At 38.0% G+C, this 15,541-nt stretch carries 25 protein-coding genes; all 25 read right to left on the bottom strand.

From position 1 onward, the window contains the following. Position 1: 1 nt before the first annotated feature. Complete coding sequence (rplO, locus tag AC6CHH_RS06570; RefSeq protein ID WP_498281001.1) at positions 2-448, bottom strand: 50S ribosomal protein L15; 447 nt, start codon at positions 446-448, stop codon at positions 2-4. A 108-nt stretch (positions 449-556) separates the two neighbouring features. Next, complete coding sequence (rpmD, locus tag AC6CHH_RS06565; protein ID WP_498280999.1) at positions 557-736, bottom strand: 50S ribosomal protein L30; 180 nt, start codon at positions 734-736, stop codon at positions 557-559. Between the two features lie 4 nt (positions 737-740). Beyond that, complete coding sequence (rpsE, locus tag AC6CHH_RS06560) at positions 741-1,259, bottom strand: 30S ribosomal protein S5 (protein ID WP_498280997.1); 519 nt, start codon at positions 1,257-1,259, stop codon at positions 741-743. Positions 1,260-1,270: 11 nt separating this feature from the next. Beyond that, entirely contained in the window at positions 1,271-1,624 is a 354-nt protein-coding gene (gene rplR / locus AC6CHH_RS06555) for a 50S ribosomal protein L18 (RefSeq protein WP_498280995.1), read from the bottom strand. Between the two features lie 5 nt (positions 1,625-1,629). Then, positions 1,630-2,184 (bottom strand): 50S ribosomal protein L6, encoded by a 555-nt coding sequence (gene rplF, locus AC6CHH_RS06550; RefSeq protein WP_498280993.1) that lies wholly within the window; start codon positions 2,182-2,184, stop codon positions 1,630-1,632. Between the two features lie 20 nt (positions 2,185-2,204). Further along, complete coding sequence (rpsH, locus tag AC6CHH_RS06545) at positions 2,205-2,603, bottom strand: 30S ribosomal protein S8 (RefSeq protein ID WP_498280991.1); 399 nt, start codon at positions 2,601-2,603, stop codon at positions 2,205-2,207. 141 nt (positions 2,604-2,744) lie between these two features. Then, positions 2,745-3,014, bottom strand: a complete 270-nt coding sequence (gene rpsN, locus AC6CHH_RS06540; RefSeq protein ID WP_498280989.1) for a 30S ribosomal protein S14 — start codon at positions 3,012-3,014, stop codon at positions 2,745-2,747. After that, positions 3,007-3,576: a 50S ribosomal protein L5 gene (gene rplE, locus AC6CHH_RS06535; protein ID WP_498280987.1), complete on the bottom strand. Its 570-nt coding sequence runs from the start codon at positions 3,574-3,576 to the stop codon at positions 3,007-3,009. Before rplE ends, rpsN begins: the two co-directional genes overlap by 8 nt. Then, positions 3,576-3,920 (bottom strand): 50S ribosomal protein L24, encoded by a 345-nt coding sequence (rplX, locus tag AC6CHH_RS06530; RefSeq protein WP_498280985.1) that lies wholly within the window; start codon positions 3,918-3,920, stop codon positions 3,576-3,578. The genes rplE and rplX overlap by 1 nt, the downstream gene beginning before the upstream one ends. Positions 3,921-3,922: 2 nt before the next feature. Then, complete coding sequence (gene rplN, locus AC6CHH_RS06525; RefSeq protein WP_498280983.1) at positions 3,923-4,291, bottom strand: 50S ribosomal protein L14; 369 nt, start codon at positions 4,289-4,291, stop codon at positions 3,923-3,925. Next, entirely contained in the window at positions 4,291-4,545 is a 255-nt protein-coding gene (gene rpsQ, locus AC6CHH_RS06520) for a 30S ribosomal protein S17 (protein WP_498280981.1), read from the bottom strand. Before rpsQ ends, rplN begins: the two co-directional genes overlap by 1 nt. A 13-nt stretch (positions 4,546-4,558) precedes the next feature. Beyond that, complete coding sequence (gene rpmC, locus AC6CHH_RS06515; protein WP_498280979.1) at positions 4,559-4,777, bottom strand: 50S ribosomal protein L29; 219 nt, start codon at positions 4,775-4,777, stop codon at positions 4,559-4,561. A 90-nt stretch (positions 4,778-4,867) separates the two neighbouring features. Further along, the gene (rplP, locus tag AC6CHH_RS06510) at positions 4,868-5,290 is read right to left on the bottom strand and encodes a 50S ribosomal protein L16 (RefSeq protein ID WP_498280977.1); all 423 of its coding nucleotides are present in this window, start codon (positions 5,288-5,290) and stop codon (positions 4,868-4,870) included. 54 nt (positions 5,291-5,344) lie between these two features. Beyond that, on the bottom strand, positions 5,345-6,148 hold the full coding sequence (gene rpsC / locus AC6CHH_RS06505) for a 30S ribosomal protein S3 (RefSeq protein WP_498280975.1): 804 nt from the start codon (positions 6,146-6,148) through the stop codon (positions 5,345-5,347). Positions 6,149-6,159: 11 nt separating this feature from the next. Then, positions 6,160-6,591, bottom strand: a complete 432-nt coding sequence (rplV, locus tag AC6CHH_RS06500) for a 50S ribosomal protein L22 (protein WP_498280973.1) — start codon at positions 6,589-6,591, stop codon at positions 6,160-6,162. A 6-nt stretch (positions 6,592-6,597) separates the two neighbouring features. Continuing rightward, positions 6,598-6,864: a 30S ribosomal protein S19 gene (gene rpsS, locus AC6CHH_RS06495; protein WP_002997495.1), complete on the bottom strand. Its 267-nt coding sequence runs from the start codon at positions 6,862-6,864 to the stop codon at positions 6,598-6,600. Then, positions 6,864-7,691: a 50S ribosomal protein L2 gene (gene rplB, locus AC6CHH_RS06490; RefSeq protein WP_498280970.1), complete on the bottom strand. Its 828-nt coding sequence runs from the start codon at positions 7,689-7,691 to the stop codon at positions 6,864-6,866. Before rplB ends, rpsS begins: the two co-directional genes overlap by 1 nt. A 6-nt stretch (positions 7,692-7,697) precedes the next feature. Further along, complete coding sequence (gene rplW, locus AC6CHH_RS06485) at positions 7,698-7,988, bottom strand: 50S ribosomal protein L23 (protein ID WP_498280968.1); 291 nt, start codon at positions 7,986-7,988, stop codon at positions 7,698-7,700. A 1-nt stretch (position 7,989) separates the two neighbouring features. Further along, positions 7,990-8,619, bottom strand: a complete 630-nt coding sequence (rplD, locus tag AC6CHH_RS06480; protein ID WP_498280966.1) for a 50S ribosomal protein L4 — start codon at positions 8,617-8,619, stop codon at positions 7,990-7,992. 5 nt (positions 8,620-8,624) lie between these two features. Continuing rightward, on the bottom strand, positions 8,625-9,242 hold the full coding sequence (gene rplC / locus AC6CHH_RS06475) for a 50S ribosomal protein L3 (RefSeq protein WP_498280964.1): 618 nt from the start codon (positions 9,240-9,242) through the stop codon (positions 8,625-8,627). A gap of 161 nt (positions 9,243-9,403) precedes the next feature. Then, positions 9,404-10,564, bottom strand: coding sequence for a glycoside hydrolase family 88 protein (locus tag AC6CHH_RS06470; protein WP_498280962.1), 1,161 nt, complete (start codon positions 10,562-10,564; stop codon positions 9,404-9,406). Positions 10,565-10,931: 367 nt separating this feature from the next. Then, positions 10,932-11,291, bottom strand: a complete 360-nt coding sequence (locus tag AC6CHH_RS06465; RefSeq protein WP_498280960.1) for a CoA-binding protein — start codon at positions 11,289-11,291, stop codon at positions 10,932-10,934. 14 nt (positions 11,292-11,305) lie between these two features. Next, a complete protein-coding gene (locus tag AC6CHH_RS06460; protein ID WP_498280958.1) occupies positions 11,306-12,490 on the bottom strand; it encodes a serine hydrolase domain-containing protein in 1,185 nt (394 codons plus the stop codon). Positions 12,491-12,819: 329 nt separating this feature from the next. Then, the gene (locus AC6CHH_RS06455; RefSeq protein WP_498280956.1) at positions 12,820-14,460 is read right to left on the bottom strand and encodes a dihydrolipoyl dehydrogenase family protein; all 1,641 of its coding nucleotides are present in this window, start codon (positions 14,458-14,460) and stop codon (positions 12,820-12,822) included. 41 nt (positions 14,461-14,501) lie between these two features. Next, positions 14,502-15,497, bottom strand: coding sequence for a pyruvate dehydrogenase (acetyl-transferring) E1 component subunit alpha (gene pdhA / locus AC6CHH_RS06450; protein WP_498280954.1), 996 nt, complete (start codon positions 15,495-15,497; stop codon positions 14,502-14,504). Positions 15,498-15,541: the final 44 nt, after the last annotated feature.

The raw sequence follows: 15,541 nt of genomic DNA, 5'->3' as shown, positions 1-15,541 counted from the left end.
TTTACAATTTAACGATAGAACCACCTGCTGCTTCAATAGCTTTTTGAGCTGAAGCTGTAAATGCATGGGCTTTAACTTCGATTTTGGCAGTAAATTCACCACGACCTAAGATTTTAACTAGATCATTTTTCGAAACTAAACCATGTAATTTTAAAGATTCAAAATCAACAGATGTAAGATTGTATTTTTCAATCAAACTTTGCAAAACGTCTAGGTTAATTCCAATGTACTCAACACGGTTAATGTTTTTAAAACCGAACTTAGGAACACGACGTTGTAAAGGCATTTGACCACCTTCAAAACCGATCTTAGTTGAGTGTCCAGAACGAGATCCAGCGCCTTTGTGACCACGAGTGGAAGTTCCACCGCGACCAGAACCTTGACCACGACCAATACGTTTTTTGTTTTTTGTTGAACCAGCTGCTGGTTTTAAATTACTTAAATTCATTTTAGTAAAATTGCGTTACGCCTTCGCTCTCACTAAACAGGCCATAACAATTAATAATAATAACAACAGAATGGAAAGGATCGTGAGAATCCTTTCCATCAAATTTTATTAAATGCTTTCGATAGCAACTAGGTGATTTACCTTGCGAACCATACCGATAATGGCCGCTGTAGCTTCAACTTCTATCGAATGATTAATGCGCTTTAAACCTAAAGCCTCAATCGTTCTCTTTTGGCGCTCGCTTCTGTCGATAACGCTCTTTATCTGGGTAATTCTAATTTTTGCCATGATATTAACCGTTAAATACTTTGTTTAAATCGACACCACGTTGTTGTGCAACTGTATAAGCATCACGCATATTCGCTAATGCATCAATTGTTGCTTTAACCACGTTATGCGGGTTAGAAGATCCTAATGATTTTGCCAATACGTCTTTGATACCAGCTGACTCCAACACTGCACGCATTGCACCACCTGCTAAAACACCTGTACCACTAACTGCTGGTTTAATCATCACTGAACCTCCAGAATACTTACCGTATTGCAAGTGAGGTACAGTTCCTCTTATGATAGGAACTTTAACTAAATTCTTTTTTGCATCATCGATACCTTTAGTGATAGCTTCAGTTACCTCTTTAGCTTTACCCAAACCGTATCCTACGATACCATTCTCATCACCAACTACTACGATTGCAGAGAAACTGAAGGTACGACCACCTTTAGTTACTTTAGCAACACGTTGGATGCTTACTAAGCGATCTTTTAATTCAATCTCGCTTGACTTTACTCTTTTAATATTGCTTAATGCCATCTTTTTTTTAATTAAAAGTCTAAACCGCCTTCGCGAGCACCTTCAGCCAATGATTTGATACGGCCATGGTATAAGTACCCATTACGGTCAAAAACTACTTTGCTAACTCCTGCTGCAATTGCTTTTTCTGCAACCAATTTACCTACAGCTTTAGATTGATCTACTTTATTTCCTGAACCAGCAAATTCTTTAGATAATGTTGATGCTGCAGCGATAGTTTTGCCGCTAATATCATCAACAATCTGTGCATAGATACCTTTATTACTTCTAAAAACAGATAAACGTGGACGCTCAATTGATCCAGCCAGGTGTTTTCTTATTCCTTTTTTAATTCGCTCTCTGCGATTTGATTTAATTCCTGCCATGGTTATTATTTTTTAGCTGATTTACCTGCTTTTCTTCTTAATACTTCACCCACAAACTTAATACCTTTACCTTTGTACGGTTCTGGTTTACGTAAGCTACGGATTTTCGCTGCAACTTGTCCAATCAATTGTTTATCGATAGACTCAAGCGTAATCGTTGGGTTTTTACCTTTATCAGCAGTAGTTGTAACTTTAATTTCCTGTGGCAATACAATTACAATCTGGTGAGAGAAACCTAAAGTTAACTCTAAGGTGTTACCCGTATTTGCTGCACGGTAACCAACACCTACAAGCTCTTGTGTAGTTTTGTAACCCTCGGTAACACCAACAACCATATTGTTTAATAGGGAGCGGTATAAACCATGTAATGCTTTGTGTTTTTTCTGTTCAGTAGGGCGAGTTATCAAGATATTACCGTCTTCTTCTTTAACAGTAATGTCGCTGTCTACTTTTTGAAATAATTCACCTTTAGGGCCTTTTACAGTTACCAGATTCTTATCTGATACAGAAATCGTAACACCCGAAGGTATTGCGATAGGCGCTTTTCCAATTCTTGACATTTTTGTGTGTTTTTCCTAGATTAATAAATGTAACATAAAACCTCACCACCAACATTTTGAACGGCAGCTTCTTTGTCTGACATTACACCTTTCGATGTAGACAAAATCGCAATTCCTAAACCATTTAAAACACGGGGCATGTTGTCAACATTTGCATATTTTCTTAAACCAGGTTTACTCACACGTGTCAAAGTGCGAATAGCCGGTACTTTGCTAATTGGATTATATTTCAACGCAATTTTGATAGAACCTTGAGGTCCTTCTTCGATGAATTTATAATTAGCAATGTAACCTTTGTCGAAAAGAACTTTTGTAATTTCTTTTTTAAGGTTCGATGCAGGAATTTCAACAACCCTGTGGTTGGCCTTGATGGCATTCCTTACTCGTGTAAGGTAATCCGCTATTGGATCTGTATTCATTTTGTGTATTCAATTAGGATAATGGTTTCCGGTTCTAACCTAAGAATCAGACCTTTTATCTGTTAATAATATTGCAATGCAAAAAAACCCGATAAACCGTTTAACACGATTTATCCGGGCAAAAGTAAATATTTTTTTTGATTACCAAGAAGCTTTTCTTATTCCCGGGATTTTCCCGTCTAAAGCCATCTCACGAAAAGTAACACGAGAGATACCAAATTGACGCATATAACCCTTAGGACGGCCTGTTAATTTACAACGATTGTGCAAACGTACAGGTGAAGCATTCTTAGGCAATTTATCTAATGCAGCATAATCGCCAGCAGCTTTTAGAGCCGCACGTTTATCTGCAAATTTTGCAACTAATCTTTGACGCTTAACTTCGCGTGCTTTTATTCCTTCTTTAGCCATTGTTGTTCGTATTTTGATTTTTGAATGGTAAGCCGAATTGTTTCAATAACTCTAAAGCTTCGATATCATTTTTTGCAGACGTTACGAATGTAATATCCATACCTTGAATTTTATTGATTTTATCAATATCAATCTCAGGGAAAATAATCTGCTCAGTAACACCTAGAGTATAATTTCCATGTCCATCGAAACCTTTATCGTTGATTCCACGGAAATCACGGATACGAGGTAATGAAACCGCAATTAAACGATCTAAAAATTCGAACATATTGTTGTCACGTAATGTTACGCGAGCACCAATCGGCATTCCCTTACGCAATTTAAAGTTGGAAATATCCTTCTTTGATTTTGTAGGGACTGCTTGTTGACCAGTGATAAGCGTTAATTCAGCAATTGCATTGTCAATTAACTTTTTATCAGTGGTTGCAGCTCCAACACCTTGTGAAACAACAATTTTCTCCAGTTTAGGAACTTGCATAACACTCTTATACTGGAATTTTTCTTTAAGCGCAGTACGGACTTCTTCCGCATATTTTGCTTTCAATCTTGGTACGTAAGTCATTATTTAATTTCCTCCCCTGATTTTTTTGCGTAACGAACTAGTTTACCATCTGCATTTAGTTTACGTCCAATACGAGTAGGATTACCTGTTTTTGGATCAATTAAAGCTAAGTTTGAGATGTTGATCGCAGCTTCCTTCTCAACGATACCACCATTAGGATTAGCTGCGTTTGGTTTAGTGTGTTTTTTAACGAGGTTAGCGCCTTCAACGATTGCTCTGTTTGCATCCACTACTATTTGCAATACTTTTCCTTGAACACCTTTAGAGTTACCAGCGATAACTTTCACTAAATCACCTTTTTTGATTTTGATTTTGTGAGTAGTTGTTTTTGTCTTTTGTGCCATAATTATAAAACCTCCGGTGCTAGTGATACAATTTTCATGAACTGTTTCTCACGAAGCTCTCTCGCCACAGGGCCAAAGATACGCGTTCCACGTGGTTCATCATTATTATTTAACAATACTGCAGCGTTGTCATCGAAACGAATATAAGATCCATCTTTACGACGGATTTCTTTTTTCGTACGTACTACTACAGCCTTAGAAACGGTTCCTTTTTTCACGTTTCCTGAAGGCATTGCACTCTTAACGGTAACAACAATTTTATCACCGATAGATGCATAACGCTTGCGCGTTCCGCCCAATACACGGATTACTAAAACTTCTTTAGCACCGCTATTGTCAGCTACATTTAGTCTTGATTCCTGTTGTACCATTATTTAGCCCTCTCTAAAATTTCTACTAATCTCCAATTTTTAGTCTTACTCAGCGGACGAGTTTCCATAATCAATACCGTATCGCCGATACCACAGGTATTCGTTTCGTCATGAGCTTTAAATTTAGTAGTTTTCTTAACGAACTTACCGTAAATAGGATGTTTTACTTTACGCTCAACAGTCACTACGATAGATTTGTTCATCTTGTTGCTAACTACTAAGCCGATTCTTGTTTTTCTTAAATTTCTTTCCATTTCGACTTAAATTTTATGCCTCAGAGGCTGTTTCAGATTTTGCTGCATTTTTACGGCTTGAAATCTCCGTAGAGAGACGAGCAATAATTTTGCGAGCTGCTTTGAATACATTAGGGTTTTCAATAGCAGAAACAGCATGTGCAAATTTCAATTTGTTTAAGGCAACCTTCTCTTCTGCGAGACGGGCTGTTAAATCCTCAGTTGATAATTCTACGATTTCTGAATTTTTCATTTCTCAATTTGTTGGATCGGGTTATCTCCTGTTTAGGATGCCTTACAGGTAACGGCTGTAAGGCTAAACGATTGACATTACCGACGATTATTATGCTTCTACGTAATCTCTACGTATAACAAACTTTGTTTGAACCGGTAGTTTCTGAGCTGCTAGACGTAATGCTTCTTTAGCAATTTCTAAAGACACACCTTCTGCTTCAAATAATACACGGCCTGGGCGCACTACAGCTACCCAATACTCTGGAGCACCCTTACCTTTACCCATACGTACCTCTGCAGGTTTCTTGGTAACAGGTTTGTCAGGGAAAATGCGGATCCAAACTTGCCCTTCACGTTTCATGTAACGGGTAACGGCAATACGAGCTGCCTCAATTTGACGGCTTGTGATCCATGCTGGCTCCATTGATTTGATACCGAAAGAACCGAAAGCTAATTCTGCTCCACGAGAAGCATTACCTTTCATACGGCCTTTCTGCATCTTTCTGAACTTCGTTCTTTTTGGCTGTAACATGTTCGTATTTTATAGTAATCTGTCTAAACAGATCGTTTTAAATCTTATTGTTAATTAATCTCTTTTTGCGCCACGGTTAGTGTTACCGTCTCCACGACGACCACCTCCGCCAGCATTGCGGTTTCCACCACGTCCGCCACGGTGATTGTTATCACGACGATCAGATCCACCCTCTTGTCCACCACGAGTTTTTACACCTGATGCTTGACCAATGTTAGGGGAAAGATCTCTCTTGCCATATACTTCACCTTTACAGATCCATACTTTAACACCAATCTTACCGTAAGTGGTCAACGCTTCTGCTAATGCATAATCAATATCAGCACGTAATGTGTGTAAAGGAGTTCTTCCTTCTTTGTATTGTTCTGTACGCGCCATCTCAGCACCGCCTAAACGACCAGAACACATTACTTTGATACCTTCTGCTCCCATACGCATAGTAGATGCGATAGAAGTTTTCATTGCACGACGGAAAGAAATACGAGCCTCTAATTGTTTTGCAATACTTTCTGCAACCAATTTTGCATCTAGTTCAGGACGTTTAATTTCAAAAATGTTGATTTGAACGTCTTTCTTAGTTAGTTTTTTTAACTCTTCTTTGACTTTATCAACTTCTTGACCACCTTTACCAATTACAATACCTGGACGCGCTGTGTGGATTGTTACCGTGATGCGTTTTAAAGTTCTTTCAATAACAACTTTAGCTACACCGCCTTTTGCGATACGTACAGAAAGATATTTTCTTATTTTTTCGTCTTCAACTAACTTATCAGAATAGTTGTTTCCTCCGAACCAATTAGAATCCCATCCTTTGATGATTCCTAATCTGCTACCTATTGGATTTGCCTTTTGTCCCATTCTTAATATGATTAGTTGTTAACTGTTTTTAAACTATCTACTACCAAAGTTACATGGTTAGAACGCTTACGAATTCTATATCCTCTTCCTTGAGGTGCAGGGCGTAATCTTTTCAATTGACTACCTCCACCAACGGATACTTCTTTTACATACAGGCTACCTTCTTCTAAGGAAGTGCCTTCGTTTTTAGATTCCCAATTCTTAATTGCTGAAAGTAATAATTTCTCAACACGAATTGCAGCTTCTTTACCAGTATGCTTAAGAATATAAAGTGCGTTTTCTACTTTCTGACCACGGATAAGGTCCACTACTAAACGCATTTTACGTGGAGAAGTAGGGCAATTTAATAACTTAGCAGTAGAAGCTCCTCCTACTTGAGCCTTTTGCTGCTCTTTGCGCTGTTTAATTAAAACAGATTTTTTGAGTTTATTTGTTGCTTCCATTACCTATTATTTTTTCTTTTCTGCGTGGCCTCTGAAAGTACGCGTAGGCGCAAATTCACCAAGCTTGTGACCAACCATATTTTCTGTTACATAAACTGGAATAAATTTATTCCCATTATGCACTGCGAAGGTATGGCCAACAAAATCAGGGGAAATCATTGATCTACGAGACCAAGTTTTGATAACTGACTTCTTGTTAGTTTCATTCATAGAAAGAACTTTTCTCTCTAAGTTGTGATCGATATAAGGACCTTTTTTAATTGAACGAGCCATTATTTTTTCCTTCTCTCAATGATGTAACGATTCGATGTTTTCTTCTTGTAACGAGTTTTGTAGCCTTTAGCCAATACTCCTGTGCGTGAACGAGGGTGACCTCCTGATGAACGACCTTCACCACCACCCATAGGGTGATCGACAGGGTTCATAGCAACACCACGAACTCGAGGACGGCGACCTAACCAACGGTTACGACCAGCTTTACCCAATACTTGGCTAGCTTTTTCTGAGTTGGATACAGATCCGATTGTCGCAACACATGTTAATAAAATCATGCGTACTTCACTCGAAGGCAATTTAATAATCGCGTATTTACCATCACGTGCAGACAGTTGTGCATATGTACCTGCAGAACGTGCAATGGAACCTCCTTGACCTGGGTTTAATTCGATATTGTGAATAATCGAACCCAAAGGAATGTTTGCCAAAGGCATGGTATTACCAATTTCTGGGGCTACTGATTCGCCTGCAATTACCGTTTGTCCTACTGTTAAACCAGATGGAGCAAGGATGTAACGTTTCTCACCATCTGCATAATGCAATAATGCAATACGTGCTGTACGATTTGGATCATACTCGATAGTAGCTACTTTTGCAGGGATATCTTTTTTATCGCGTTTGAAATCTATTAATCGGTATACTTTTTTGTGTCCCCCACCGATGTAACGCATAGTCATTTTACCGGAATTATTACGACCACCTGATCTTTTGTTGACGCTAACTACTAATGATTTCTCAGGTACGTTAGTTGTAACGTCTGAATAATCAGCACCAACTCTAAAACGAGTTCCAGGGGTAACCGGTTTGAATCTTTTAACTGCCATTTCTTATTATAGTGTACTGTAAAAGTCAATAGTTTCGCCATCTTTCACCGTGATGATGGCTTTTTTATATTTAGGGCTTCTTCCAGAAACAAAACCTGCTTTGGTATGACGGCTCTTCGTTTTACCTGCAACAACACACGTGTTAACTGCAAGTACATTCACTCCGAACATCTGCTCAACAGCAGTTTTAATCTGAATTTTGTTAGCTCTATGATCTACTTTGAAAGCATAACGGTTTAATTTCTCCGTTAACATTGAAGCTTTCTCAGTTAAGATAGGTTTTTTAATAATTTCCATATTACTTAGCTAATGCTTCCTCCAAAGTTTTAACAGAATCCGCTGTTAACAATAATTTCGTAGCGTTTAATACATCATATGTACTCAACTCATTTGCTACGATAACTTTTGCTTTCTTCAAGTTTCTGCTTGATAAATAAACATTGTTATTGTATGCTGGCAATACTAGTAAAGTTTTTTCGTCAGCAATGTTCAATGCATTAATTAAAGCTAAATAGTTCTTTGTTTTGATTGTCTCGAAGTTTACTTCATCCAATACCAAAACATTGTTTTCTTGTGCTTTATAACTCAATGCAGATTTACGTGCTAATTGCTTTAATTTCTTATTCAATTTAAAGCTATAATCACGTGGTTGAGGACCGAATACTCGACCACCACCATTAAACAATGGAGATTTGATAGAACCCGCACGGGCACCACCTGTACCTTTTTGTTTGTGTAATTTACGAGTAGAACCCGCAATTTCATTACGTTGTTTTGATTTGTGTGTTCCTTGACGTTGGTTTGCTAAATATTGTTTAACATCCAAATAGATCGCGTGGTCGTTAGGCTCTACACCGAATACTGACTCAGGCAGTTGCACCTTGGCACCTGTTTCTTTACCTGATAAATTAAATACGTTAATTTCCATCTCTACTATTTGTCTACAACTACAAATGAACCCTTAGCTCCTGGTACGGAACCACTAACAACGATTAGATTTTGATCTGGATAAACTTTCAAAACTTGTAAGTTTTGAACTTTCACACGATCTCCACCCATACGACCCGCCATGCGCATTCCTTTGAATACACGTGAAGGCCATGATGAAGCACCTAATGAACCTGGCGCACGTAGTCTGTTGTGCTGACCGTGAGTCGCACCACCTACACCACCAAATCCATGACGTTTCATTACACCTTGAAAACCTTTACCTTTTGAAGTTCCAACTACATCCACATACTCACCTTCTTCAAACAAAGTAACATCAATGATGTCTCCTAGTGATTTCTCATCCACAAAGGTTTTGAATTCAACTAGTTTACGCTTAGGACTAACCCCTGCTTTTGCAAAGTGTCCTTTTAGAGGGGCTGTTGTGTTCTTTTCTCTGGCATCTTCAAATCCCAGTTGAACAGCGGTATAGCCATCCTTCTCTACCGTACGTATCTGCGTTACCACGCACGGCCCAGCCTCGATTACTGTGCAAGGAATATTCTTCCCATCAGCGTTGAACAGGCTGGTCATTCCTACTTTTTTTCCAATTATTCCTGACATGTTATAAATTAATTAATTAAAAGTCCATCGAAGCAGTAGGGCTTCGCTCAAGACATACTATCCCCATTAAGGGACTGCAAAAGTACAAACAATTTTATAACTATCAAATAGTTAGTAAATTATTTTTTAAAAATATTGGACAGGATTTAAGTTTTAGAAATTTAATTTTGAATCATATTTTCTCCAGAGAGCATTCTTTGGTAACGAAGTAGTGCTTCTACATAATAATAATCAGCATAGCTTAGTGCCACATCAACTTCAGAATGCATAGGCAAAGCACCAACACTATGTTTTAATAAAAACCCTCCATTCTCTCCCTTTTTTGAAAAATATTCATCCGAAGAAAGGGTTCTAATCATCCCTTCTGCCTTTCTCAAATAATTCTGGGATTCCTTCCCTTCTGTATATTCAGACAGCTCCAAAAGGCAAGAAGCTAATAAAGCAGCAGCTGAGGCATCGCGCAAAGTTTTCTTAGAAGCCATGTGACTTTCGGACGGAATGTTCTTCTGATCAAAATCCCAATAGGGAATTAAATCAGCAGGTAATTCTGGATGATTGAGAATAAAGGAAGCAATATTTTTAGCAAATTTCAAAAAGGATTTATCGTTAGTTTCTCTATACATCATAATAAATCCGTATAACCCCCAAGCTTGTCCTCTGGCCCAAGCGGATTCGTCTGAGGCTCCCTGATGGGTTTGTTTTGAGAGGACAATCCCAGTTTCTGCATCATAATCAACCACATGATAAGAACTAAAGTCTTTTCGGTAATGATTCTTCATTGTAGTTCGTGCATGTGTCTTTGCAATATGCGAATGGGTTGTGTCTCCGGTCATTTTTGACACTTCCATCAAAAATTCTAAATTCATCATATTATCAATAATCACAGGGTATTCCCATTTATTATTATCCCACGATCGAATCGTCCTTGTTTTTGCACTGTACCTACTACTCAGAGATTTCGCACCGTTCTTTAAAACAGCGAGATAGCTTAGCGAGTCGTTGGTTAATCGTAATGCATTCCCAAAACTACAATAGAGCATAAAACCCAAATCATGTGTTCCTTTATTGTATTGCTCTTTTTGAAGATGTTTTAACTTTGCAAGGGCCAGATCTTTTAATTTTTCATTCGAAGTTGCTTCCGATAGAAGCAATAATGTACCTGGGTAAAAACCAGAACACCACCAACTCGAACTAGAAAACTTATGTGTGTTGTTGGAAAAATTTTGAGGAAATTTATCCTCTGGAGTTGCAGCTGCTAAGACCAGAATTTGTGCTACACTTGCCTTGAGTTGTTGATTAATGAACGTGGTATCTAAGGCCAACGTTTTTGCCGAATTCTGGGAATAGCTAACATTGCAAAAAAATAAGCATATGAGCGTTATCAATAACGAAATTTTAGGAATCATAACTGTGTGAACATAATAATTATCACAAGTTAAGGATTGTTTCCCAAAAAATTTCACGAATCTCCAGAGAAAAACATCAATCTATTTTTAATTAAAAACAAGTTTGTTGAACACGCTCATCCAAAGTAACTCGGTGGATTCTTTTTATAAATCCCCACTTCTCGAACATACAATACAGAAAGAAGCAGAAAAACGGTCGTTAATCTGCTTCTTTTGTATCGATTCAAAAAGATCTCTATGCGCTATAAGATTGAGCTATTCTTTCTTAATCAAAGATTATCTCTTAAAATTGACCTGTATTTAGCATAACTAATGTACACCCTTCGATGACCTCAATCCCCTTTTCTTTTGCCAGACTCGCTAGTTCCGGGTTTTCAGAGCCTGGATTGAAGATTAATCGTTTTGGTTTGGTGTTTAAAATATAATCGTAATATTGCGGCTGATTTTTAGGACCAACATATAAAGTTATTGTATCAATATCGTCATGAATGGTCTCTGCTGGTTCGATTTCAACGCCAGCAACCTTTCCGGTTTTGCGTCCAACATTAACAATTGGATGACTCTTCCTTACCAATTTATTGGCTACCAGATAAGAATATCTTGCAGAATTGGTACTTGCTCCCAAAATCAATGTCTTTTTCATATATCGTTTAAAGTTTAATTAACAAATTCACCGTTTGCATCATATGCATTTTGTCTCAAAATAGGCATTTCCAAGATCTTATACAAATCATCTAAGTTATGTAAACTACCATTTGCCATATTCGTTAACAACACAATGCATACATCATTCTTTAAATCCCTCACATATAAACTCTTAAATCCGTGCCACCAACCCGTGTGATAAACTATGGGATTGTTAGTTGGATGAAAAGTTCTCCACCCATAACCATAACTAAATAAACTATGCTTAGCATCACTTCGCGGAACATAAGCTGAATCAAGTAATGCCTTATCAACCACCCTTCCCTCTTTTAAGGCGAGATCTAACAGAAATAAATCCTGAACAGTACTATAAATACCCTTGTCTCCAACCGGACCATCCAAATAATTTTGAACAACAGATCTTCGCCAAATTTTATCATGCCCAATCACATCAGTTGGAATTTTTTCATAAACAGCCTTTGAATAAACTGAGGTATGTTTCATTCCCGCAGGATCAAAAATATTTTCTTTCATAAAAACTCCAAAATCCTGGGCAGTTACCTTTTCAATTATGGAGGCAAGAACCATAAAATTAGAATTATTATAATGAAAACGTCCGTCAGGTGCGCCATATCGAGCCGGATGGTGTTCAATCAAAAGTTTCATGGCATCCTGATTGGACATCCCTTTTTTACGGTCCTTCCACACTGTTTCTGAGAAATAGACATAATTAGGAAGTCCCGAACGATGAGACAACAGCTGTTTTATAGTAATTCCTGGATAAGGGAAATCGGGATAAAAATCATTTACCGTATTTTCGAGCTTAAGTTTACCATCTTCAATTAATTTCAAAACACCAAGGCTCGTTAATGGTTTTGAATTAGAGGCAAGTTCAAATTGAGAATTGATATGTAGACTATCTTTTAACAAATAATTTGCCCATCCAAAGGAGTTTTGGTATATAATTTTTCCTTTTCGAGCAACTAATACATTTCCGTTAAACCCCGATTTTTTATGTAATTTTTGCATAAAAGCATCAATTTCCATATTCGCCTCAGCAGAATTATATACTAAGCTAACACTATCTAATTTCGATTGATTTATCTTTTTTTCTAATTGTTTAGCCTCGGGTGAGACACAGGAAATTAATGTAAGGACTCCAAATCCAAACCCAAATATTATATTTTTTATTGACACTCTTCTGAATTGTAATTAATTAACACGATCTCATTTCTACCTAAGTTGACAAAATACTACATATCAAAACAAAATCCAATAAAAAATAACAATCTTTCAAAAAAAGACTTGCTATAAGTTTGGCAAAGAGAATTAACAAATGAGTTATCTTGAGACAAATCCAAAGAGCATCTGATTGTCATCTATCGTGCCCCAGTTAACCATAATGAGTTTTCAAGTTCTTTTTATAATCAAAAAGAACGTAATGATTGAAGGGCTAAGGGTAAATAAAAACAGAGATCACAAGTGATCTCTGTTTTTATTCTATTCCATTTGGAATCTGAAGTAATTTATGCTAATAAGCGAATCGGTGCTTCTAACAGACTTTTTAAGGTTTGTAAAAATTGAGCTCCGGTGGCTCCATCTACTACACGGTGATCACATCCAAGCGTTAATTTCATAACATTGCCGGGTACAACTGCACCATTTTTAACAACCGGTACAGCCTGGATAGCTCCAACGGACAATATTGCACCATCTGGAGAATTTATAATTGATGTAAATTCATCTATTCCAAACATCCCTAAGTTAGAAACGGTAAAGGTCGAGCCTTCCCAATCTGAAGGTTGTAGTTTTTTAGCTTTTGCTTTTTGAGCGAAATCCTTCACCTCGACAGAAATGTGAGATAAAGATTTACCATCAGCGAAACGTATAACTGGTACCAGTAGGCCATCTTCTACAGCCATAGCAACACCAATATTAGTATGCTCGTTGTATCGTATTTTATCACCTAACCACGAGGAGTTAACGTTTGGATGTTTTTTCAACGCAATCGCTACTGCTTTAATGACGATATCGTTAAAAGAAACTTTCACTGGAGCAACTTCGTTGATCTGCGCACGAGCTGCCATAGCATTATCCATATCGATACTTACAGTCAGGTAAAAATGTGGGGCCGTAAATAAAGACTCTCCTAATCTACGCGCAATTGTTTTACGCATTTGATTAACAGGCTTCTCGGTAAAACGCTCTTCTCCAACAAACTGAGGTAAACTTATTGTCGTTTTAGTCTGATCACTCGGAGCTGAAGAAGCAACTGGGGCTGCAGCAGGTTTGAAGTTTTCAACGTCCTTCTTAACAATACGTCCATTCTCCGCAGATCCTTTAACTTGTGTAAGATCAATTCCTTTGTCTTTAGCAATCTTTCTAGCCAAAGGAGAGGCTTTAACTCGGGTATCATCGGAAACTTCCCCTTGGCTTTGAGCAGGCTCTGAGGGAGCAGCATCTTGCGAGGAAGCTTGAGTTTGGTTGTCTTCTTTTTTTGCAGGAGCGCTAGCACCCGTTGAGGATTTTTTGTTCAACAACGGAGTAATATCAGTTCCGGCAGGGCCAACAATCGCAATAATATCATTCACTTTAGCAGCTTGACCTGCTTCTAAACCAACATATAATAAAGTGCCATCAGCATATGCTGTCACTTCCATTGTTGCTTTATCTGTTTCTACATCGGCGATGGAATCATCAGACTTAATGGTATCTCCTACTTTGAAGTTCCATTGAGCAATTACTCCCTCGGTCATTGTATCACTCAACAATGGCATTGTGATTACTGTAACACCTAAATCTTCTGGGGTAACATCAGATTCTTGATCAGATCCATCAGAATCTTCTTTTTTGGAGTTATCTTCTTTAACTTCTTCTTTTTTATCAGGAGCGGGACCACCTTCTTTCAAGAGTGCCTCGAAGTCCTCACCTTGCTCTCCCAATATGGCAATAACTGAGTCCACAGGAACAGCTTCACCTTCTTTTGGTCCAATATATAACAATATACCCTCTTGGTAAGATTCAAAGTCCATTGTTGCTTTGTCGGTTTCAACTTCAGCAATTAAATCACCCGAACTTACTTTATCACCAACTTTTTTGTGCCATTTAGCGATCACCCCTTCGGTCATTGTGTCGCTCATTTTTGGCATTCTTACTACTTCAGCCATTTCTTAAAATCGTTCTATTTAGTTAAAGTAATTATCAATTATTAATCCAATATGAATGGATAATCTTCCTGTACATAGACATCCTTGTAGATCTCCGATGGATCAGGATATGGAGATTCTTCTGCAAATTTAACAGAAGCATCAACCACTTTTTTCACATCGGCCTCAACTTCTGCAAACCATGCATCATCTGCATATTTGTTCTCGACAATAGCATGCTTAACGGCAATAACTGGATCTCTTTCTTTATATTCTTCTAACTCGTCTTTTGTACGGTATTTTGCTGGATCAGACATCGAATGTCCTTTGTAACGATACGTACGAATTTCCAAAAATGTTGGACCTTCACCAGCACGAGCACGTTGAACAGCTTCGTCCATTGCGTTATGAACGGCAACAACATCCATTCCATCTACAGGAGCACTTGGCATATCAAATCCCAATCCCATTTTGTAAATATCTTGCATATTTGTTGTTCTTTTCACCGAGGTTCCCATGGCATAACCATTGTTCTCACAAACAAAGATTACAGGTAGTTTCCATAACATTGCCATATTCAGGGTCTCATTAAAAGCGCCTTGACGAACAGCCCCATCTCCCATATAACAAACGTTTACGTTGTCATTACCGAGATATTTTTCTGCAAATGCAATACCAGCACCCAAAGGAATCTGTCCACCTACGATTCCGTGTCCGCCCATAAATTTATGTTCTTTAGAAAAGAAGTGCATTGAGCCTCCTTTACCTTTTGAACAGCCGGTAACTTTACCATAAAGTTCGGCCATACATGCATCCGCTGATACACCTTTTGCAAGTGCGTGAGCATGATCACGGTAAGCAGTAATTAGAGAGTCTTTCGCCCCAATCACAGACATAGTCCCCGCAACTACAGCTTCCTGTCCAATGTATAAGTGACAAAATCCACGGATCTTTTGTTGTCCATACAACTGTCCGGCTTTCTCTTCAAATTTGCGCATGAGCAGCATAGACTTATACCACTCTAGGTAGGTTTCTTTTGTTATAGGTGTTGAACTCATTTCAAAGTATTGAATATCTTTACTAACTGACCACAAATTTAATC

Source organism: Sphingobacterium sp. GQ94 (assembly GCF_059758715.1).
The sequence above is the reverse complement of the archived record's forward strand: the minus strand, read 5'-3'. Positions and strand labels throughout refer to the sequence as shown.